Below are 19,650 nucleotides of genomic sequence, written 5' to 3'. Positions count from 1 at the left end.
TAGTAGTCAGTGTTCAGTCGCAGTATTCAGTTCGTAAACATCTGCAATTAAAAATCAATTTTTTTACTCAAAAACTACGTTACTGGAATTTTTATCCAAATGCAGCGTCACTTTACTCCCTAAAATCAATGCTCTGTTATCATGAATATGTCCCGCCGGGAAATTATAAATAACAGGAATATTATATTTTTTAGTGACATCCTCTATTATTTCAAGGGCGTTTTTCCCCCAAGGAATATCATTATCTTTCATTTTTGACATCGAACCAACAATAATTCCCTTTATACTTTCTAAACAGCCGTTACGTTTTAGATTGATCATCATACGATCGATATGATATAAATATTCATCTAAATCTTCGATAAACAGTATTTTATCGGTGCAATCTATCGCTGATTTTGAGCCAAATAAACTATATAAAATAGATAAATTCCCACCAACCAATTCACCGGAAGCATCACCCAATCGGTTCATCATATTTGGTTCAATTGTATATTTTAATGATTCCCCAAACATCGCAATTCGTAAAGTTTCAATAGCTTCAGGAGTTGCTTTTGGAATACTGATGGGCATAATGCCATGAATAGATTTGAAACCCATTGTATTCAAATGATTGTGTAAAACGGTGACATCGCTAAAACCAATAATCCATTTTGGGTGCTGTTTAAATTTGGTGAAATCCAATAAATCGATCATTCTTACCGTACCATAACCACCGCGAACGCACCAAATTGCTTTGATGTTTGGATTGTCTAGCTGTTCTTGGAAATCAGCGGCACGTTGTTCATCCGTACCCGCCAATTGATTATCATCTAAACCAATACTTTTTCCAATAACCACTTCCAGTCCCCAACTGTGCAATAAATCTATTGCAGGTTTCAAGTTGTCGTCTATGTTTTTTCTGGCTGTTGCCAATATGGCTATCGTGTCTCCTTTTTGTAAAATTGGTGGTGTAATCATTAGTGTGTTAGCTTGAGAATTGAAAGATTGGAAAACAAAAATAAGAATTAGGAATTTATATAAAATAAAATCTCTGTTTATAAAATAAAATCGGGTAGCATGCATATCTGTTGCTTTTTTCTAAAACAAATATAGACAATTACAAAATAGTTTTAAGTTGCATCTTCAAATGACTATTTTTACAATAAACGTTTCAATAAGAATCCATATTTATGATTGAAAATAAATTTATACGTATTAGAATTCCCCGCCTGATTCCGTTATTGTTTTTATTTCTTCCGCTAACAAAATCGGTTGCTCAGCAAAAGAATTATGTGATTCATACTGTTGCATTCTATAATTTCGAAAATCTTTTTGATACGATAAATGATCTTAAAACGAATGATGATGAATGGACGCCAGCAGGAGCGGAACGATGGACGTCAAAAAAGTACCATCATAAACTGGAAAACATGGCAAGGGTTCTATCCGAAATTGGTTCTGCCGAAAATTCAGATTCGCCTACCTTTATTGCTGGCTCCGAAATTGAAAACAGGGATGTTCTGGAAGATTTAATTAAGCAGCCCAAATTGATCGGTAAAGATTACGGAATAGTACATTTTGACTCACCAGATAAAAGAGGAATAGACGTGGCTTTATTATATCAAAAAAAACAGTTTCAGCCTACAACCTATAGCAACATTCCTTTGTATGTTTACAAAAATAACCTAAAAACGGCAGCGATTTTAAAAACAGAATCCGATGAAAAAACCGATGATATTTTACAAATAAGCACACAAAATAATCGGTTATATACCAGAGACCAACTCTTGGTAACCGGCTTTCTGGATGGTGAAGAGATTAATATAATTGTCAATCACTGGCCATCGCGTTCTGGCGGAGAGAAAAAATCAAGTCCGTTTAGGGAAGCTGCGGGCGCATTAAACAGAAAGATTATTGATTCCCTGCAAAGAATAAACCCAAATGCTAAAGTGATTACATTGGGGGATCTAAATGATGGACCTTATAATAAAAGCGTGAAAGTGGCGCTTGGCGCAAAAGCTAAAAAGACCGAAGTTTCACCACTTGGAATTTACAATCCATTCGAAGAAATGGCCAAAAACGGGATGGGAACTCTCGCTCATCGCGACGCTTGGGATATTTTTGACCAAATCATGGTTTCACAATCCCTGTTAAAACCGGATTATTCCTCTTTTCGCTATTGGAAAGCAGGAATTTACAACAAATCATTTCTCATACAAACCAGCGGTCAATACAAAGGATATCCGCTACGGCATTCTGCAACCGAAATAGGATTTAGCGATCATTTTCCAGTCTATATTTATTTAATCAAAGAAAAACATTAGCGTTTTTTATTTCATAACTTTACATTTAAATTAAAAAAAATGGCAATAGCAAAACCTTTCAACCTCAATAAATGGATAGACGAAAACCGTCATCTGCTGAAACCACCAGTTGGCAATAGAAATTTGTATAGAGAATCCGGTGATTATATCGTGATGATTGTTGCGGGGCCAAACGCCCGAAAAGACTATCATTATAACGAAACCGAAGAATTATTTTACCAACTAGAAGGATCCATCAAAGTAATTATTCAGGATGATGGCGAGCGCAAAGAAATGGAACTTCATGCCGGCGATATGTATCTTCATCCTGCGAAGGTTCCGCATTCTCCAGTTCGTTCGGAGGGTTCAATAGGTTTAGTGATCGAAAGAAAAAGAGTTGGAAAAGGTTTTACGGATGGATTGATTTGGTTTTGCGATACTTGCAATCATAAATTGCATGAAGTCTATTTTGAACTGCATAATATCGAAAAAGATTTTCTACCACATTTCGAACATTTCTATAATTCAGAAAAGTTGAGAACCTGCGAAAAATGTGGAACTGTAATGGAAACCGACCCTAGATTTGTTGCCCAAAAATAATTTTCAGGAGCTATTTCCCGCTGTACGTTATATCTTTCTAGTCCTGAACTTGTTTCAGGATCCCGAAACAAGTTCAGGACTAGAAAGGATGCCACTTTCATCGGGGCTAAAACCGGATGCCAGATAATTTTGTCCAGCAAACGAAGGAAAAAATTCTCTTGCGATTACTGTTTTATGAGTGTTTTTAAAAGGACATATTTTACAAAAAATAATTTAGCTGTAAAATAATATATTAAAGAACCAATCTTTAATATTTCAGCTTAAAATAATATATTTGTAAAAAAAAATATAACAATTTTTAATAAAAAAGTTACAATGATAACAATAGCAAATCGATTCGGAATAAAAGAAGCCCTTGAACAATTAGGAATTGTAGCCATAAATGAAGGAACATCAACCGGAGCAGACAATTTTGCAAACGGAAAAATAATCGAAAGCTACTCTCCGGCAGACGGAACTCTAATAGGAAAAGTGAGAACTTCATCTAAAGAAGATTATGAAAAAGCGATGCAAAAAGCTTCGGCAGCTTTTCTGGAATGGCGCATGGTTCCGGCTCCTAAAAGAGGTGATATCGTTCGTCAGATGGGAGATGAATTAAGAAAATTTAAAGAACCTCTGGGGAAACTTGTTTCTTATGAAATGGGAAAAAGCCTTCAGGAAGGATATGGTGAGGTTCAGGAAATGATTGATATCTGTGATTTTGCAGTGGGTTTATCCCGCCAGTTGTATGGATTGACAATGCATTCTGAACGTCCAATGCACCGAATGTACGAGCAATATCATCCAATAGGAACTGTTGGAATTATTTCGGCGTTTAACTTTCCGGTAGCTGTTTGGAGCTGGAACGCAATGATAGCTTGGGTTTGTGGTGATGTTGCGATTTGGAAACCAAGTTCAAAAACCCCTTTATGCGGTGTTGCATGTCAGAATATTATAAAAAGTGTTTTAGAAAGAAATAATGTTCCCGAAGGAGTGAGTTGCTTAGTAACAGGAAATGAATCTGGGGATTTAATTAATAATGATAAAAGAATTACGTTAGTATCTTTTACAGGATCAACAAGAATTGGGCGTCACGTATCAAAAACAGTTGCAGAACGTTTTGGAAATACAATCCTGGAACTGGGAGGAAACAATGCGATTATCGTTTCGGAGCATGCGGATATCAGTATGGTATTAGTTGGAGCGGTTTTTGGAGCAGTAGGAACAGCGGGACAACGTTGTACATCAACCAGACGCTTAATTATTCACGAAAGTGTATATGACAAAACCATAAGCGTATTGAAAAGTGCATACGGTCAATTGCAAATTGGAAATCCATTAGATGAAAATAATCATGTTGGGCCACTTATTGACAAAGGAGCCGTTCAGGATTATTTGGATGCGATTGAAAAAGCAAAACTAGAAGGTGGAAAAATCATTGTGGAAGGCGGATTAGTGGAAGGCGAAGGATACGAAAGTGGTTGCTACGTAAAACCATGTATTATTGAAGCCGAAAATCATTTTGATATCGTTCAAACGGAGACTTTCGCTCCCATTTTATACGTAATGAAATACAGTACAATTGAAGAAGCGATTGCATTACAAAACGGAGTTCCGCAAGGACTTTCTTCTTCTATTTTCACGAATAGCATGAGAGAAATGGAATTGTTTCTTTCTCAATCTGGTTCTGATTGCGGAATTGCTAATGTAAATATTGGTACTTCAGGAGCAGAAATTGGCGGTGCTTTTGGTGGTGAAAAAGAAACTGGTGGCGGACGTGAGTCGGGATCTGATGCTTGGAAAGCCTACATGCGAAGACAAACTAACACAATCAACTACGGTGCAAAACTGCCATTGGCACAAGGAATAAGATTTGATTTGTAGCATAGCATAACAAAACTAGCTTAAACTAAAAAAGACAATTTGAAAGTTAAATTTCAAATTGTCTTTTTTTATTAAGAATTGCTAAGCGAACTCAACTAAAAATCTTTTATTTTTTCGGTTAAAACCGTTCTACATGTTAAACGAAGCACCAATATTAAAAGTAAATTGGTTGTTTAAATGATTAAAAGTTTCAGAATTACTATTGTATTTTGCTATAGGAAAACCAGCTTCAGAATAAATACCAAAACCTTCCGAAAAGAAATAGCGCATGCCAACATGTCCACCAAAGTTTCTAAGTCCCAAATTCAAACCTGGATAAACATCTAATTTCTCATCTATTTTTAGCACGTTTCCTAGATTGGCATTAATTCTAAATTTAGCATCAAAACGATCTTTGAATTCTGGTTTTTCACCTAGAACTTCATTAACGCCCAGTAAATAAGACCCAACAAATCCATAAGATAAGTTTTCGCCAATTCCAAAATCACTAGATATTTGAATTCCAGTTCCGCCATCTTGAATATTAGCGCCTACATTAAATTTTGCATCACCCTTTCCTGTAAAAGCCTGTGCGTTTATCAAACTAAATGACAGCAATAATGCCAATGTAATAATCTTTTTCATACTCTTGAAATTTAATAATTTCTTGCAAAAATAGTTTTTTTAAACTAATTCCTACCTTTTTCATTTGGATATAAAGTCATCAAAGGTTCACTTTGCCAGTATTCTTTTGTGTCAACATCCATAATAGTTAAAGGACCTTTGAAAGCAGCACCAGTATCTAAATTCCAAACGCAGGCCATCTGAACCGGAATTGTTTTACCAATTCGAGAAACGGGTGTGTGGCCAATATAAATTTCATTGTATAATGTAAATCGTTTTGGATAAAATAAATCATTAGATTTTATGGTTTTATCCAATGCCAAAGCAGTTTCCCATAAGGTTCTGTCCCAATAAAAAAGTCCAGGAAAATATTCAAAATTAACACCATTCATATTCGTAAAGCCAGCGTGAACAAACAAACGGTTTTGTTCATCAAGATGAAAATTTTCCAATGACTGAAGGAATTCAATATGATTTTGCTTGGTTTCTGCATCGACTGTTTCATAGGCAATAACCGTTGCTTCGCCTCCGTGCTTGTACCACATGAGATTGTCGGTACTTTTATTAAGCCATTCCAGCAATAAATCATCATGATTCCCGCGAATACAAATACAGGTTTGTTTCTTTTGTAATTCAATTAAATAATCAATTACCTGTGGGGACTGGCTCCAGCCATCAACATAATCTCCCAGAAAGATTAAAGTGTCTTTTATAGTTACATTGGCTCTTTCCATAATTTGGTGCAGCGCATGTAAACCACCATGTATATCGCCTATCACGAGTGTTCTCATTTCTTGTAGTCTCAATTAATTTGTATCCAAAAATAGCAGAAAAGCATTTTTGAACTCATAAAAATAGGTAAAAGAGTTAGGAAGAAAGAATTTTTAGACAATTTTTTTGATTTCAATCATGAATACTATTTTGAAAGGCAATTTTTAAGTTATTTATGGCTTTTTCAAAAGTTGTGTTGTACGTAAAGCTGTTCGAATGGTTCTATATAGCGACTGCCCTCTGCGATTGTATCCGGCTCAGGACAGCTAGGATTCATACTTATTATTTCGAAGTTAATTTGGAAGAAAAAACTTTAAACGCTTATACAAATCACTATTTCAGTACAACAAAAAAATCACTGTTTTTGGTGATAGCTTGATAAAATATTTTAGGTTATTTTTACAAAAACTTTAAAACGTATAAGATGAATGCAGTTTTCGCTTTGTTGCTTCTATTGACCGGTTTTGTATGTCAAGTAATAAATGAATTCCTAGTTTGGTTAACGGCTTTGTGGTCTTAAAACTATCTAGAGGAATAATTTATTTCTGCTTTTCACTGCACATCATATTTCATCTTTCTCAAAATGCGTAACGCTTCTTTAAAGGACAAATACACTTGTGTGAAAGGCTTCAAAAGTAGTTTCGCATCAATCAGTTTTTGTTTGGCTTCTTCAAAACCGTTGAGGTAACAAATCATGAAGGTCGAGGGTAAGTTCTCTAAATCTTTTTGTTCTCTTTCGGATAATGAGAGTCCTTTTTGGAGTTTTTTTAGTAAAGAAATATTGGTGTTATAAATATGAAATAACATTTTTTTATTGAATTCCGGTGGCTGAAAAAGCATTTCTCTTTCAATTTTGTAATAGCCATTATCATGAAAATGGATGGTTTGTTTTTCTAAAGGATAATAACTCGTTTTATCATTCAAACCCAAGGGGACATACTCGATAATCGTAAAAGTATCTTCGTCAAAAGTGATCTCCACAACATCCTGAGCCGAGTAAAACAGCTTGATTTGTTCGTTTATAAGTTCAATATCTACCCGAGATAAATACGTTTTATCACGCGATTTTTTGGCAATTCCGGCCCAGCAAATCACAAATAGTTCCTTGAAAACTTTATATTTTGGCGACATGTCTTTGTGCCTGAAATTCATAAAATCAATCACGCCATCAAGTGTGTATTCGATGCTGTTCCTTGAATTATTTTCAATGCCAATAACGGTTTCTGTGTTTTGGTAATTTTTTTCGATTTCGCCTTCGATTGGCATCGTATTACTGCCGCGTCGTATAAAAACTGAATTGGCAGGAATGGTATGAATTCCTTTTTTGAAATGGGATGTTTTGCTTTTTGGTTTGATGGTTACTAAGCCTATCACTTTATCTTTTGGTAAATTAGGAAACGGCACATTTTCGTACTGAATTTTCGGTGGATTTTCCAGATATGCATTCACTAAATTCTGAATTCGGCTATCGTCAAAGAAATCATCGCCAACAATAGTATTGTCTTGGTCTTCAACGCCTACAACAATATAGGAATTGTTAGTAGGATTTGAATTGGATAAAGCACAAATGTGTTTCAAAAACTTGGCTTTTCCCTCTCGGGTATGCAAATTCAACTGCCGTTTTTTGTCATAAAAACTGCTCTCATCATTGTGAGCGAGAAGGTTTTTAATAAGAATGCGTTTGTTGATCATTTGCAATTATTTATTTTTTACTTTTTATTGTTAGACTATTCAATTTCAAAAGCTTTTCCAAAATCGAACAGTCTAATTGTCTAAAGATCTATTTAAAATAGTCGGAGAAGCTTGTGCGGTTGGGAATACAATCAGATCGGCAATATTTACATGATAAGGTCGGGAAACTACAAAATGAATGATGTCAGCAATATCCTCAGGTTGTAAGGCTTTAAAACCTTTATAAACATTAGCGGCTTTGGCTGCATCACCTTTAAAACGCACTTCACTAAATTCCGTTTCTACTGCTCCGGGATGAATGGCGCCTACACGGATTCCATAAGGATTCAAGTCCATGCGCATAGCTTGGTTCAGGGCGTCAACAGCGTGTTTTGAAGCGCAATATACATTTCCGTTTAGATACACTTCTTTTCCTGCTATAGAACCAATGTTGATAATATGACCTGATTTTTGTTCAATCATTCGCGGAATTATAGCTTTCGAAACATACAACAGCCCTTTTACGTTGATGTCAATCATTGCATCCCAATCGTCTAAATTTCCATTTTGGATAGCATCCAAACCGTGCGCATTTCCCGCATTATTAATTAAAACATCAATTTTAGAAAATGCTTCCGGCAAAGAATTGATATTTTCAAAAACGGCCTTTTTATCCCGAACATCAAATGATAAAGTATGGATTTCAGTAAATTCCGAAAGTTCTTTTGCAAGTGCTGTCGATCGGGCTTCACGGCGTCCACAAAGAATGATTTTATAATTGTTTTTGGCTAATATTTGTGCTGTTGCTTTACCAATTCCGCTGGTTGCACCAGTTACTAAAGCTATTTTACTCATGGGGTTTTTATGTTTTTTCAATCATCTGTTTTTTATTCACCGCAATCTGAAACCTGATTAAGGTACGTTTTTTCCCATGCTTTCTGACCAAATGGCAAACCAATCTTCTTTTTCCAATTCTAATTCTACCGCTTTCATCAACGCTTGAATTCTTGCGACATTAACCGTTCCGGCAATAGGAATTACTTTGGCAGGATGTTTTAAAATCCAGGAAAGTAAAATCGTATCAGAACCCAAATGGTATTTTGAAACCAATGTTGCCAATAATTTTTTTAGTCTATGGGTTTGTGGAATATCTTCTCTAAATACACATCCCAACGGATTCCATGACATAGGACGAATGTTGTTCGTTTGCATATAATCAAAGCTTCCGTCAAGCATTGGTTCGAAGTTGGTAGCCGAAAATTGCACTTGATTATAACTGATTTCCGTTTTCTGACGAATCAATTCAGTCTGAGAACTGGTAAAATTAGAGAGACCAAAATCGATAACTTTCCCATCCGATTTTAGTTTCAAAACCGCTTCGGCAATTTCATCGGCTTGCATCAAAGGACTTGGTCTGTGCAATAAAAACACATCCAGATAATCCGTGTGTAAATTTTTTAAGGAATTTTCAACGGACCAAATAATATGGTTTTTCGAATAATCATAATGTTTTATGGTGTTTTTACGGTTTTCCGTCACCATTTGGATACCACATTTGGATATCAGTTGTATTTTTTCTCGGGCTATTTTACTGGAAGCAAACGCTTTTCCAAAATCAGATTCGGTGGTGTAATCGCCATATATATCGGCATGATCAAAAGAGGTTATTTTGTTTTCTAAACAGATATTAATCATGTTTTCCATTTCTTTGGTATTGAGATTTTTATCCCAAATTCCCCAATTCATGACACCAGCAACAATAGGTGATAATTTTGTTTTACTCATGGTTTTTATTTTTTATTGAAATTCGTAAATCCTCGAATTCAAAGCATATTTTTCAAAGTTCTTAAAAATAGGTAAATTGTATCATAATTCGTCCTTAAAATTAAGGGTTTGGTCGAAGTTTTAACCATTTTTTAACATCTTACGTCTAAAAAAAAATTCAATTTGCACCATCAAAACGAAGGCATTAAATTCAAGGTTTTAAAAATAATAAAATGGAAGAAAATACAGCGACTTTAGACATTAGAGCAATCAATGAAAAAATTGAAAGAGAGAGTGCTTTTATAGACCTTCTCACAATGGAAATGAACAAGGTTATTGTGGGTCAGAAGCACATGGTGGAGCGTTTATTAATTGGACTTTTGGGTCAGGGACACATTTTGTTAGAAGGAGTTCCCGGATTAGCAAAAACATTAGCGATAAATACTCTTTCACAAGCTGTTCAAGGATCTTTCAGTAGAATACAATTTACTCCTGATTTATTGCCTGCCGATGTTGTTGGGACAATGATTTACAACATCAAACAAAATGAATTTTCGATAAAAAAAGGTCCTATTTTCGCTAATTTCGTCCTTGCCGATGAGATTAATCGTGCGCCAGCCAAAGTACAATCAGCATTGTTAGAAGCCATGCAGGAAAAGCAAGTGACTATTGGCGATACTACTTTCAAACTGGACAGACCGTTTCTAGTTTTAGCTACTCAAAATCCAATTGAGCAAGAAGGAACGTACCAACTGCCAGAGGCGCAGGTCGATCGTTTCATGTTGAAAACGGTTATTGATTATCCAAAAATGGAAGACGAGCGTTTGGTAATTCGCCAAAACCTAAAAGGAAGTTACGAAAAAGTAAATGCTGTAGTTTCAGTGGAACAAATTTTACGCGCTCAAGAAGCGGTTCGTGAAGTTTACATGGATGAAAAAATAGAGAAGTACATCCTTGATATCATTTTTGCCACACGTTACCCGGAGAAATATAAATTAGCTGATTTGAAACCATTAATCAGTTTTGGAGCGTCGCCACGTGGAAGTATCAATTTGGCGAATGCCGCAAAATGTTACGCCTTTATTAAACGTCGCGGATATGTAATTCCAGAAGATGTTCGTGCTGTAGTTCATGATGTATTGCGTCACAGAATAGGAATTACCTATGAAGCCGAAGCCGAAAATATTACTTCGGTTGATATCATTAACAAAATAATAAACGAAGTAGAAGTACCTTAAAGTTTGTTTAATGTTTAAAGTTTCAAGTTGTTGGATTACGAACTTGGAACGTTAAACGTTTAAACTTTAAACAAATTAAAAATGGATACAAAAGAGCTTTTAAAAAAAGTACGAAAAATAGAAATTAAAACCCGAAGATTGAGCGATCACATCTTTTCGGGAGAATATCACACCTCTTTCAAAGGACGTGGAATGACGTTCAGCGAAGTGCGCCAATACCAATACGGTGATGATATACGCGCTATTGATTGGAATGTAACCGCACGTTATAACGAAGCACACGTAAAGGTTTTTGAGGAAGAGCGCGAATTGACCATGATGTTAATGGTTGATATTTCGGGTTCGGAAAGTTTTGGTTCGAAAAACCAATTCAAAAAGGATATTGTGACGGAGATTGCTGCGACAATGGCTTTTTCAGCAACTCAAAACAATGATAAAATAGGTTTGATTTTGTTTTCAGATGAAATCGAATTGTATATTCCACCTAAAAAAGGAAGATCACACGTGCTGCGTATTATCAGAGAATTGATAGAATTTCAACCTAAAAGTCGTAAAACAGATATTGCCCAAGCCTTGAAATTTTTATCGGGAACCCAGAAAAAGAAAGCAATCGTGTTTGTGATTTCCGATTTCATGTCGGAAGATTACGAACAAACATTGAAAATAGCTTCCAAGAAACACGATATAACGGGCATTCGCGTGTACGATATTCGAGAAGAAAAAATGCCGAATTTAGGTATGGTTTCCATGCTTGATGCTGAAACAGGAGCAATCGAACTAATAAATACGGGTTCAAAATCGGTGCGAATGAATTATGAGAAACAGTATCACGATAAAGTGAACTATTTTAAAGAGACATTCAGCAAATCAGGTTCAGGTGTCGTAAATACAAGAGTTGACGAAAGTTATGTCACTAAATTATTAGGCTATTTTAAATCGAGATAAATCCCCTCCCAGCCTCCTCAAAGGGGAGGGAGATGATAAAGGATTAAAATTTTCAAGACTCGGCTCCCTCTCCTTTGGAGAGGGCTGGGGTGAGGAAAAAATATTTAATATAAAAATGAAAATTAGACTTTACCTATTTTTTTTACTGGTTACAACGTTTGTTTTTGCACAACAAAAACAAGTAGTCACAAGTATTGACACGATTAAAAATAAAATTGGGGCAGAATTTAAATTGTCGATAAAAACTACTGTTGACACAGCGTCTAAGGTGATTTTTCCAAAACTAAAAAACGTTGGTGCTTTGGAGGTCATTCAGTCCTATCCTATCGACACTATCAAAACGGATGGCCGTTATGAATTAATCAAAAAATACGGTTTAACCCAATTTGATTCCGGGAGATATGCTATTCCGAGTATAAAGATTTTTATCGACAGTAAACCGTTTATGACGGATTCTCTTTTAGTAGAAGTTGCCAATGTTAAAGTGGATACTTTAAAACAAAAAATGTTCGATATCAAGGGTATCGCTGCAGCCGATAATTCAATAGGAGATTGGTGGAAATATCTTTTGATAATCGCCTTGATTGTTGGAATAGGAGTTTTGATTTATTGGTATATTAAAAAACGCCAAGAGAAAAAATTACATGAAGAAATCTATAAAACGCCAATAGAAAAAGCGACCGGTTTGCTGGATACTTTAGAGAAAAAAGAGCTTTGGCAAAAAGGAGAAGTTAAAGCCTATTACAGTGAATTGACGGATATAGCCAGAAATTATATTGAGGAAGCAATCGAAATTCCAGCAATGGAAAGCACAACGTCAGAATTGATTCTAGGACTTAAAGCGGCTTCTGTCAAAAAGAAAATGACGCTTTCTCAGGAAATCATCGAAAATCTCGAACGTGTTTTGAAACAAGCCGATTTAGTGAAATTTGCCAAATCAAAACCATTGGATTTTGAAATTACCGAAGACCGAAATAAGATTCAAAAAGCAATTCTGACCTTAGATAATTCTATTCCGGTAGAGGTTCCTGCAGAAGAAGATGTTTTATTGAATGAGGCACAAAGACAAAAACAGATACAAATCCAATTATTAAAAAAGAGAAAGAAACGTATCGTCACTACAGTTGTTTCAGTTGCTTTTTTATTGGTAGCAACCACTACTTTTTTCATTGTTCTAAAAGGATTTGATTATGTAAAAGATAATATTCTAGGTAATCCTACTAAAGAATTATTAGAGGGCGAATGGGTGAAAAGTGATTACGGAAATCCGGGTGTTATTATAGAAACGCCAAAAGTGTTAAAGAGAGTTGATTTGACTAAAACGCTGCCTAAAGACGGAATGGCATTGATTAAAGAAATGCAATCTTTTGCTCATGGAAGTGTTTCGGATCGTTTTTATCTGATGGTTTCTACTTTAAAATATAAGAAAGAAACCGAAATAGATTTGGCAAAATCAATGGATGGTGCATTGCAATCTTTAGAGGCTCAAGGTGCACAAAACATGATTGTAAAACAAGAAGATTTTGAAACTAAAGAGGGAATTAAAGGTCTTAAAGCCTACGGAACATTTCAGAAAATAGATGGAGATAAACAAAGCAGCGTGAAAATATATTATGAAGCATTATTGTTTAGTCAAGAAGGTGGATTACAACAAATTTTACTCTTCCATGAAGAAGGAGACACGTATGCAAATAATATATCGGAACGCGTTTTGAGTTCTGTCGAATTAAAACAAGCAAGTAAATAATGGCTAAAATAACTTTTTTAAACCCAGAATTTTTTTGGTTGTTTCTTCTTATTCCAGTTGCTATTGTCTGGCTATTTTGGAAAAAGAACCAACAATCAGCAACGTTAAAAATAAGTTCATTACAAGGATTTAAAGGCTCTAATTCATATTTAACAAAGTTGAAGCCAATATTGAACGTGTTTCGAGTATTGGCATTAAGTTCTCTGATAGTTGCAATGGCAAGACCAAGAACAGTTGATATAAGCAATAAAACAAAAACTACCAAAGGAATCGATATTGTTATGGCAGTGGACGTTTCAGGGAGTATGCTGGCCAAAGATTTGAAACCCGATAGGATGCAGGCTCTGAAAAGATTAGCGTCCGATTTTGTTGAAGAACGACCAAACGATAGAATTGGATTGGTGGTTTATGCTTCTGAAGCGTATACAAAAACGCCTGTAACAAGCGATAAAGCAGTTATTTTGGATGCTATCCAAAGTATAAAATACGATAACGTTCTAAAAGACGGAACAGGAATAGGAATGGGATTGGCTACTGCTGTAAATAGATTGAAGGACAGTAAAGCAAAAAGCAAAGTGATTATTCTGATGACTGACGGGGTCAACAACGCTGGATTTATTGAGCCAGACACAGCTTCGGATATCGCCAAACAATACGGAATAAAAGTATATACCATAGGAATAGGAACAAACGGAATGGCACTATTTCCGTACGCAGTTGCGCCAAATGGAAAATTTCTTTTTCAAATGATGAAAGTGGAGATTGATGAGCAAATGATGAAAAAAATTGCAAACAATACGGGTGGAAAATATTTTAGGGCTACCAGTAATAGCAAGTTAGCCGAAATTTATGCAACAATAAACAAGTTGGAGACCACAGAAATTGAAGAATTGAAATTCTATGATTATGATGAAAAATTCAGGTCATTTGTTTGGTTTACAGGGTTTTTGCTATTACTAGAGATAGGATTGCGAAATACAGTTTTTAAAAGCTTTATATAATGTCAGTCGTAGTTTTCAGGTGTAAACTGCAACTAAAAGAAAAAAAATGGAATTAGACGAAAAAAAATATTTATATCTTCTTTTTATACTACCCGTTGTGGTGCTGGTTTTTCTAGCTAATTTATATTGGAAAAGAAAAAAACAACGCGAATTTGGAGATTTAGAGATGGTAAAAAAACTAAGCCCGGAAAGCTCTGTTTTTAAACCAGTTTTGAAGTTAGTATTGTTATTATTAGCATTACTTGGGCTAATTCTTGGATTGGTAAATCCAAAGATAGGTACCAAAATGGAAACCGTAAAACGAGAAGGAATTGACATTGTTTTTGCAATGGATGTCTCCAAAAGCATGCTGGCCGAGGATGTAGCGCCCAATCGTTTGGATAAAAGCAAGCAAATCGTTTCGCAAATTATCAATCAGTTAGGAAGTGACAGAATAGGAATTGTGGCTTACGCCGGAAGTTCCTTTCCAGTGTTGCCCATTACTACTGATTATAGTGTGGCAAAAATGTATTTGCAAAGCATGAATACTGACATGGTTTCATCTGTAGGGACATCGTTCAACGAAGCAATAAAACTGTCTACGACTTATTTTGATGATAAAAAGACGAGTAAGTTATTGATTATGATTTCCGATGGTGAAGATCATGCCGAAGGAGCGGAAGAAGCCGCGGAAGAAGCTAATAAATTAGGTGTAAAAATCATCACAATAGGAATAGGAACTGAAAAAGGAGGTACAATTCCTTTGAAAAGAAACGGCATTGTAGAAAGTTTTAAAAGAGACAATAATAATGAAGTGGTTATTACCAAATTAAATCAAGAAAGTCTAAAAGCAATTGCAAAAGCAACAAAAGGCGGTTATGTGAACGGAACGAATACTAAAGAAGTGCTGGAGTATGTGAAAAACGCATTAAATAATATTCAAAAAACAGAATTTGAAGCCACACAAATGGCTGATTTTCAATCGCAATTTCAATGGTTTTTAGGTTTTGCTTTTGTTTTCTTATTTCTGGATATTTTTCTTCTGGAACGAAAAACAAGTTGGGTAAACAAATTGAATTTATTTAACGAGAATAAATAAAATATAAAGGGTAAGGTATCTGGAACGCTTCATTATTGGAACAAAAACAAAAAATACTTTGACGCTTACATTTAAAAAATAAAATGAAGAACTTAATTTTACATCTTTTATTACTCTTTTCTTTTGTTGTAAACGCACAACAGAAAGACAGAATATTGCCTAAAGCAAATGAGGAATACGCTGAAAATAAATTTGTGGATGCCGAAGCTAATTATAGAATTTCGGATTCAAAATTCCCGAATAAAACTATTGCTCCATACAATTTAGGAAATGCTATTTATAAGCAAAACCAAGTTGCGGAGGCCAAATTTGCTTACGCAAAAGCATTAAAAAACGCCAAATCAAGACCGGATAAACACCAAGCTTTTCATAATTTGGGAAATGTTTTCATGAAAGAAAAGGATTATACGCAAGCGGTAGAAGCCTATAAAAATGCATTGCGAAATGATCCTACAGATGAAGAAACCCGTTATAATTATGCTTTAGCAAAGAAAAAGCTAAAAGAAAATCCGCCAAAGGATGACAATAAGAAAAACGACAAGAAAAGCGATAAAGACAAAGACAAGAAAAAGGACGACAAGAAAAAAGACGGCGACAAAGATAAAAAGGATAACAAAGACAAAGACAAAAAAGATGATAAAGGCGACAAGGATAAAGACAATAAAGGTCCTAAACCAGACGATAAAGGAGAGCCAAAACCAGCGCCTGGCGGAATTTCTAAAGAACGTTTAGAGAATCTTTTGGACGCGGTAAATAAGGAAGAAAAGAAAGTCCAGGATAAAGTGAATGCCCAAAAAGTAAAAGGAAAACCAGTCAAAACAGAGAAAGATTGGTAATTCAATTAGATAATTTGAAAATGAAAAAATTTATAGCAGTACTAGTTTTAATAGTGTGTAACTCGCTTAGTGCTCAAGTACAATTTGAGGCTAGGGTGAGTAAAACCATACTAGGCTTAAACGAAAGACTTCGTATCGATTTTATAATGAATGTAGACGGGGACAACTTTAACCAACCCTCTTTTGACGGATTTAGGGTTATAGCTGGACCAAGTCAGCAAGTGAGTCAGTCGTGGGTAAATGGGAAGAGTTCTTTTGAAAAAGTATATTCTTATTTTCTTTTGCCAAATCAAAAAGGATCATTAGTTATCAAGCAAGCAGCCATAGAATACAACGGGCAAATTTATAAAACATCGCCCATAAGAATTAATGTTACTGCGGCAACGGAACAGCCTAGAGATCCAAACGACACGAGTATATCAGCAGATGATAATATTTATCTTGTAGCGGATATTTCTAAAACAAATCCTTATATAAACGAACCGATTACGGTGGTTTATAAACTGTATTTCAGTTATAATATTGGAATCACTAATTGGCGAGAACTCAACAAACCGAAGTACAATGATTTCTGGAGTCAGAACATCGATATCAAACAGCTTGTTGCAGAAGAAGGGATGTTTAAAGGACAGAAATACCGTTATGTGGTATTGAGAAAAACGGTGCTATATCCTCAAAAATCAGGAAAGTTAGCAATAGAACCTTTGTCATTAGACATTGATGTGCAATTGCCTACAAACCGCCACGATATGTTTGGACGTGTAATTGTTACTGACGGCAGTAAAAGGGTTTCTGCGGGGACAAAAACGATTGCTGTCAAAGCTCTTCCTGAAGCAGGAAAACCGGAAGATTTCTCTGGTGCTGTTGGTAATTTTAGTTTTAAAGTAACGCCAACAAAAACCGATTTAAAAAACGGAGAAAGCCTTGATTTGGTTGTAAGCGTAACCGGAAAAGGGAACATGAAATTGTTCAGCTTGCCAAAACCAGTTGTGCCAAATGCACTGGAAATGTATGACGCTGTTCATAATGAGCAGGTAAATACACCACTTTCAGGAATGTCAGGAAAAATTTCAGACAGTTATACCATTATTCCTCAATACAAAGGGAATTACCCCATAAAACCATTACAATTCTCTTATTTTGATTTGGGTTCAGGAACGTACAAGACTATAAGTTCTAAAGAAATAATGATTAATGTATTGGATGGTCCTACAGCTTCGGATGCTATTGCAGCTTCTAATTCAGGTGAAAACAAAAATAAAATAGGGATTGTAGAACAATTTAAATTCATCAAATTAAAAAGCAATCTTTTGACAATGAATAAGAAAGATTTCTTTGGGTCTAATTTGTTTTACGGATTGGTATTTTTCCCGTTTCTATTATTGCCTTTGATTGTATTATTCAAAAAGAAAAAAGAAGCTATTGACGGCGATATTACCGGAAATAGAATCCGAATGAATAATAGATTGGCAAAGAAATATTTATCGGAAGCCAAAAAACAAATCAACAACAAAGAACTGTTTTATATTGCACTTGAAAAAGCGATGCATAATTTCCTGAAAGCTAAATTACATATTGAAACTTCAGAAATGAGCAAGGATAATATTCAGGACCTTTTGTTGTCAAGGAATGCAAATCCGGAGGCAGTAAATGATTTTATTGGACTTACGGAGAACTGTGAAGTAGCCCGTTATGCGCCATCGTCAAGTGTTACGATCCAACAGGATTTTGATAAAGCGGTAACGATAATATCTGATTTAGAAAAACAGATTGCTTAAATAGCTATTCAAAACAGGGAAATTAGGACACAACGCAGATTGAACTAATTATTGAGTTAATAACTTTGCGTCTTTGTGCCTTCTGGCAAAAAAAATAAAACAGTGCCTTCGTGGTAATAAAAATAGAAATGAAAAATATATTATACATACTCTTACTTTCAACTCAAGTTTTCTTTGCCCAAAACGGCTTCGAAAAAGGGAATGCCTACTATGAAAAAGGGAAATATGAGGAAGCTGCTACAGCTTACGAAAGCGTTTTGAAAGACAATAAACATTCGTCAGAATTGTATTTTAATTTAGGGAATGCCTATTATAAATTGAATAAAGTAGCGCCTTCTATTTACAATTATGAAAAAGCATTAGTGCTTAATCCAAATGATAATGAAACTATAAACAACTTAAAATTTGCTCAAAAAAGAACCATTGATGAGATTAAAGTAATCCCAAAAGTCGGTTTCGGAAAACTAGTCCGTGATTTCACGGGAATTTATCATTACAATACTTGGGCGTGGATTTCAGTAGGACTTGCAACATCATTTTTGTTGTTCTTTCTGGGATATTATTTTTCACAAACAACAGTATCCAAAAGAATATTCTTTTTTGGAATGTTTGTGCTTATTTTTCTAATTCTTATTAGTGTTTCGTCGACAATTTTCGAAAAAAGTCATTTTGATACTGAAAAACCGGCTATTGTTTTTGCAGAAATTGCAGATGTAAAAAGCGAACCTAGAAATGGAGGTCCAGCAATTTTCGTACTACACGAAGGGACCAAGGTGTATGTGGAGGAAATTATTGGAAAATGGAAAAAAGTGCAATTAACGGACGGAACCGAAGGCTGGATTGATAGTAACGCGATAAAGGAAGTGAAGTAATTTAGATTTCAGAGTCGTTGTCTTTTCCTTTAAATAGACATTCTTTCAGACTGCCATCTGAGAACTGCCTACTGCTTTTTCTTCAAACCATCGTACCATTTCTCTATTGAAGGATATATAAATCGAGCTGTTTTTTGGATGGGATTGTAAAATAGAGATTTATCCAATGTCTCTTTTTTGGCTATAAAATTGTGATAATTTATTTTTTCGAAAACAGCGAATACAATACCTAATATCAAAACAGTTTTCAATACCCTAAAAAAACCACCACCCAATTTATTAATCCAGCCTAAAAAGGCTAAATCTGCTATTCCAGTAAGGAATTTTCCCAATAATGATATTCCAATCACAACAATGATAAAAGTGAGCATAAAAGCAATCACTTGAATGGTATATGGATTCCAATGAACAAAACCTGCCAACATTCCTTTTATAAGCGAGGAAAATTTTATTGCAAAATAAATCCCGACTATAAGCGAAACTAAAGAAGCTAATTCTACAAAAAGTCCATTTATGATGCCTTTATACAACGCAAAGGCAAGCAATACACCCAAAACAATATCTAAAAAACTCATAATTATAGGTTATAAAATAAAAA

Annotated in this window: 18 protein-coding genes; 11 read left to right on the top strand and 7 right to left on the bottom strand. The window is 35.0% G+C overall.

Going from position 1 to position 19,650, the window contains the following annotated elements; translation table 11 throughout:
* Window positions 1-63 precede the first annotated feature (63 nt).
* Entirely contained in the window at window positions 64-960 is an 897-nt protein-coding gene (locus tag ACM55K_RS01450; protein ID WP_416848447.1) for a S66 peptidase family protein, read from the bottom strand.
* Between the two features lie 212 nt (window positions 961-1,172).
* On the opposite strand from ACM55K_RS01450, the gene ACM55K_RS01445 reads away from it, so the two are divergent.
* From ACM55K_RS01445 to amaB, 3 genes are all read left to right on the top strand, one after another.
* Window positions 1,173-2,306, top strand: coding sequence for an endonuclease/exonuclease/phosphatase family protein (locus ACM55K_RS01445; protein WP_416848446.1), 1,134 nt, complete (start codon window positions 1,173-1,175; stop codon window positions 2,304-2,306).
* A 39-nt stretch (window positions 2,307-2,345) separates the two neighbouring features.
* Entirely contained in the window at window positions 2,346-2,885 is a 540-nt protein-coding gene (locus ACM55K_RS01440; RefSeq protein WP_416848445.1) for a 3-hydroxyanthranilate 3,4-dioxygenase, read from the top strand.
* A gap of 315 nt (window positions 2,886-3,200) precedes the next feature.
* Complete coding sequence (gene amaB / locus ACM55K_RS01435) at window positions 3,201-4,748, top strand: L-piperidine-6-carboxylate dehydrogenase (protein WP_416848444.1); 1,548 nt, start codon at window positions 3,201-3,203, stop codon at window positions 4,746-4,748.
* Between the two features lie 129 nt (window positions 4,749-4,877).
* Here amaB and ACM55K_RS01430 read toward each other — a convergent pair whose 3' ends face one another.
* The 5 genes from ACM55K_RS01430 to ACM55K_RS01410 form a co-directional block, all read right to left on the bottom strand.
* Window positions 4,878-5,372: a DUF6646 family protein gene (locus ACM55K_RS01430; protein ID WP_416848443.1), complete on the bottom strand. Its 495-nt coding sequence runs from the start codon at window positions 5,370-5,372 to the stop codon at window positions 4,878-4,880.
* 44 nt (window positions 5,373-5,416) lie between these two features.
* The gene (locus tag ACM55K_RS01425) at window positions 5,417-6,142 is read right to left on the bottom strand and encodes a metallophosphoesterase family protein (protein ID WP_416848442.1); all 726 of its coding nucleotides are present in this window, start codon (window positions 6,140-6,142) and stop codon (window positions 5,417-5,419) included.
* A 532-nt stretch (window positions 6,143-6,674) separates the two neighbouring features.
* Entirely contained in the window at window positions 6,675-7,814 is a 1,140-nt protein-coding gene (locus ACM55K_RS01420) for an ATP-binding protein (protein ID WP_416848441.1), read from the bottom strand.
* Between the two features lie 72 nt (window positions 7,815-7,886).
* A complete protein-coding gene (locus ACM55K_RS01415) occupies window positions 7,887-8,648 on the bottom strand; it encodes an SDR family NAD(P)-dependent oxidoreductase (protein ID WP_416848970.1) in 762 nt (253 codons plus the stop codon).
* Between the two features lie 57 nt (window positions 8,649-8,705).
* Entirely contained in the window at window positions 8,706-9,578 is an 873-nt protein-coding gene (locus tag ACM55K_RS01410; RefSeq protein ID WP_416848440.1) for an aldo/keto reductase, read from the bottom strand.
* 212 nt (window positions 9,579-9,790) lie between these two features.
* Between ACM55K_RS01410 and ACM55K_RS01405 the strand changes: the two genes are divergently transcribed.
* From ACM55K_RS01405 to ACM55K_RS01370, 8 genes are all read left to right on the top strand, one after another.
* Window positions 9,791-10,795: an AAA family ATPase gene (locus ACM55K_RS01405; protein ID WP_416842314.1), complete on the top strand. Its 1,005-nt coding sequence runs from the start codon at window positions 9,791-9,793 to the stop codon at window positions 10,793-10,795.
* Window positions 10,796-10,876: 81 nt separating this feature from the next.
* Window positions 10,877-11,740: a DUF58 domain-containing protein gene (locus ACM55K_RS01400; protein WP_416842315.1), complete on the top strand. Its 864-nt coding sequence runs from the start codon at window positions 10,877-10,879 to the stop codon at window positions 11,738-11,740.
* 115 nt (window positions 11,741-11,855) lie between these two features.
* The gene (locus ACM55K_RS01395) at window positions 11,856-13,487 is read left to right on the top strand and encodes a hypothetical protein (protein WP_416848439.1); all 1,632 of its coding nucleotides are present in this window, start codon (window positions 11,856-11,858) and stop codon (window positions 13,485-13,487) included.
* Entirely contained in the window at window positions 13,487-14,488 is a 1,002-nt protein-coding gene (locus ACM55K_RS01390; RefSeq protein ID WP_416848438.1) for a vWA domain-containing protein, read from the top strand. Before ACM55K_RS01395 ends, ACM55K_RS01390 begins: the two co-directional genes overlap by 1 nt.
* A 46-nt stretch (window positions 14,489-14,534) precedes the next feature.
* Window positions 14,535-15,566 carry a VWA domain-containing protein gene (locus ACM55K_RS01385; protein WP_416848437.1) on the top strand — a complete coding sequence of 344 codons (1,032 nt, stop codon included), beginning with the start codon at window positions 14,535-14,537 and terminating at the stop codon, window positions 15,564-15,566.
* Window positions 15,567-15,649: 83 nt separating this feature from the next.
* The gene (locus ACM55K_RS01380; RefSeq protein WP_416848436.1) at window positions 15,650-16,402 is read left to right on the top strand and encodes a tetratricopeptide repeat protein; all 753 of its coding nucleotides are present in this window, start codon (window positions 15,650-15,652) and stop codon (window positions 16,400-16,402) included.
* Between the two features lie 20 nt (window positions 16,403-16,422).
* Entirely contained in the window at window positions 16,423-18,180 is a 1,758-nt protein-coding gene (locus ACM55K_RS01375) for a BatD family protein (protein ID WP_416848435.1), read from the top strand.
* Window positions 18,181-18,308: 128 nt separating this feature from the next.
* Window positions 18,309-19,052: a tetratricopeptide repeat protein gene (locus ACM55K_RS01370; RefSeq protein WP_416848434.1), complete on the top strand. Its 744-nt coding sequence runs from the start codon at window positions 18,309-18,311 to the stop codon at window positions 19,050-19,052.
* Between the two features lie 68 nt (window positions 19,053-19,120).
* On the opposite strand, the gene ACM55K_RS01365 is transcribed toward ACM55K_RS01370, so the two are convergent.
* Complete coding sequence (locus ACM55K_RS01365) at window positions 19,121-19,627, bottom strand: CvpA family protein (RefSeq protein WP_416848433.1); 507 nt, start codon at window positions 19,625-19,627, stop codon at window positions 19,121-19,123.
* Window positions 19,628-19,650 lie beyond the last annotated feature (23 nt).

It is taken from the genome of Flavobacterium arabinosi, assembly GCF_048158725.1.
GTDB lineage: Bacteria > Bacteroidota > Bacteroidia > Flavobacteriales > Flavobacteriaceae > Flavobacterium > Flavobacterium arabinosi.
Note: the sequence above shows the minus strand (reverse complement) of the source record. Positions and strands in the feature narration are given on the sequence as shown.

Excerpts from the sequence above, each read along its gene's own strand:
- ACM55K_RS01370 (WP_416848434.1), top strand. The coding sequence starts at position 18,309 with ATGAAAAATATATTATACATACTCTTACTTTCAACTCAAGTTTTCTTT.
- ACM55K_RS01380 (WP_416848436.1), top strand. The coding sequence starts at position 15,650 with ATGAAGAACTTAATTTTACATCTTTTATTACTCTTTTCTTTTGTTGTA.
- ACM55K_RS01425 (WP_416848442.1), bottom strand. The coding sequence starts at position 6,142 with ATGAGAACACTCGTGATAGGCGATATACATGGTGGTTTACATGCGCTG.
- ACM55K_RS01365 (WP_416848433.1), bottom strand. The coding sequence starts at position 19,627 with ATGAGTTTTTTAGATATTGTTTTGGGTGTATTGCTTGCCTTTGCGTTG.
- ACM55K_RS01430 (WP_416848443.1), bottom strand. The coding sequence starts at position 5,372 with ATGAAAAAGATTATTACATTGGCATTATTGCTGTCATTTAGTTTGATA.
- ACM55K_RS01390 (WP_416848438.1), top strand. The coding sequence starts at position 13,487 with ATGGCTAAAATAACTTTTTTAAACCCAGAATTTTTTTGGTTGTTTCTT.
- ACM55K_RS01445 (WP_416848446.1), top strand. The coding sequence starts at position 1,173 with ATGATTGAAAATAAATTTATACGTATTAGAATTCCCCGCCTGATTCCG.
- ACM55K_RS01410 (WP_416848440.1), bottom strand. The coding sequence starts at position 9,578 with ATGAGTAAAACAAAATTATCACCTATTGTTGCTGGTGTCATGAATTGG.
- ACM55K_RS01375 (WP_416848435.1), top strand. The coding sequence starts at position 16,423 with ATGAAAAAATTTATAGCAGTACTAGTTTTAATAGTGTGTAACTCGCTT.
- ACM55K_RS01440 (WP_416848445.1), top strand. The coding sequence starts at position 2,346 with ATGGCAATAGCAAAACCTTTCAACCTCAATAAATGGATAGACGAAAAC.
- ACM55K_RS01400 (WP_416842315.1), top strand. The coding sequence starts at position 10,877 with ATGGATACAAAAGAGCTTTTAAAAAAAGTACGAAAAATAGAAATTAAA.
- ACM55K_RS01415 (WP_416848970.1), bottom strand. The coding sequence starts at position 8,648 with ATGAGTAAAATAGCTTTAGTAACTGGTGCAACCAGCGGAATTGGTAAA.
- amaB (WP_416848444.1), top strand. The coding sequence starts at position 3,201 with ATGATAACAATAGCAAATCGATTCGGAATAAAAGAAGCCCTTGAACAA.
- ACM55K_RS01395 (WP_416848439.1), top strand. The coding sequence starts at position 11,856 with ATGAAAATTAGACTTTACCTATTTTTTTTACTGGTTACAACGTTTGTT.
- ACM55K_RS01450 (WP_416848447.1), bottom strand. The coding sequence starts at position 960 with ATGATTACACCACCAATTTTACAAAAAGGAGACACGATAGCCATATTG.
- ACM55K_RS01420 (WP_416848441.1), bottom strand. The coding sequence starts at position 7,814 with ATGATCAACAAACGCATTCTTATTAAAAACCTTCTCGCTCACAATGAT.
- ACM55K_RS01385 (WP_416848437.1), top strand. The coding sequence starts at position 14,535 with ATGGAATTAGACGAAAAAAAATATTTATATCTTCTTTTTATACTACCC.
- ACM55K_RS01405 (WP_416842314.1), top strand. The coding sequence starts at position 9,791 with ATGGAAGAAAATACAGCGACTTTAGACATTAGAGCAATCAATGAAAAA.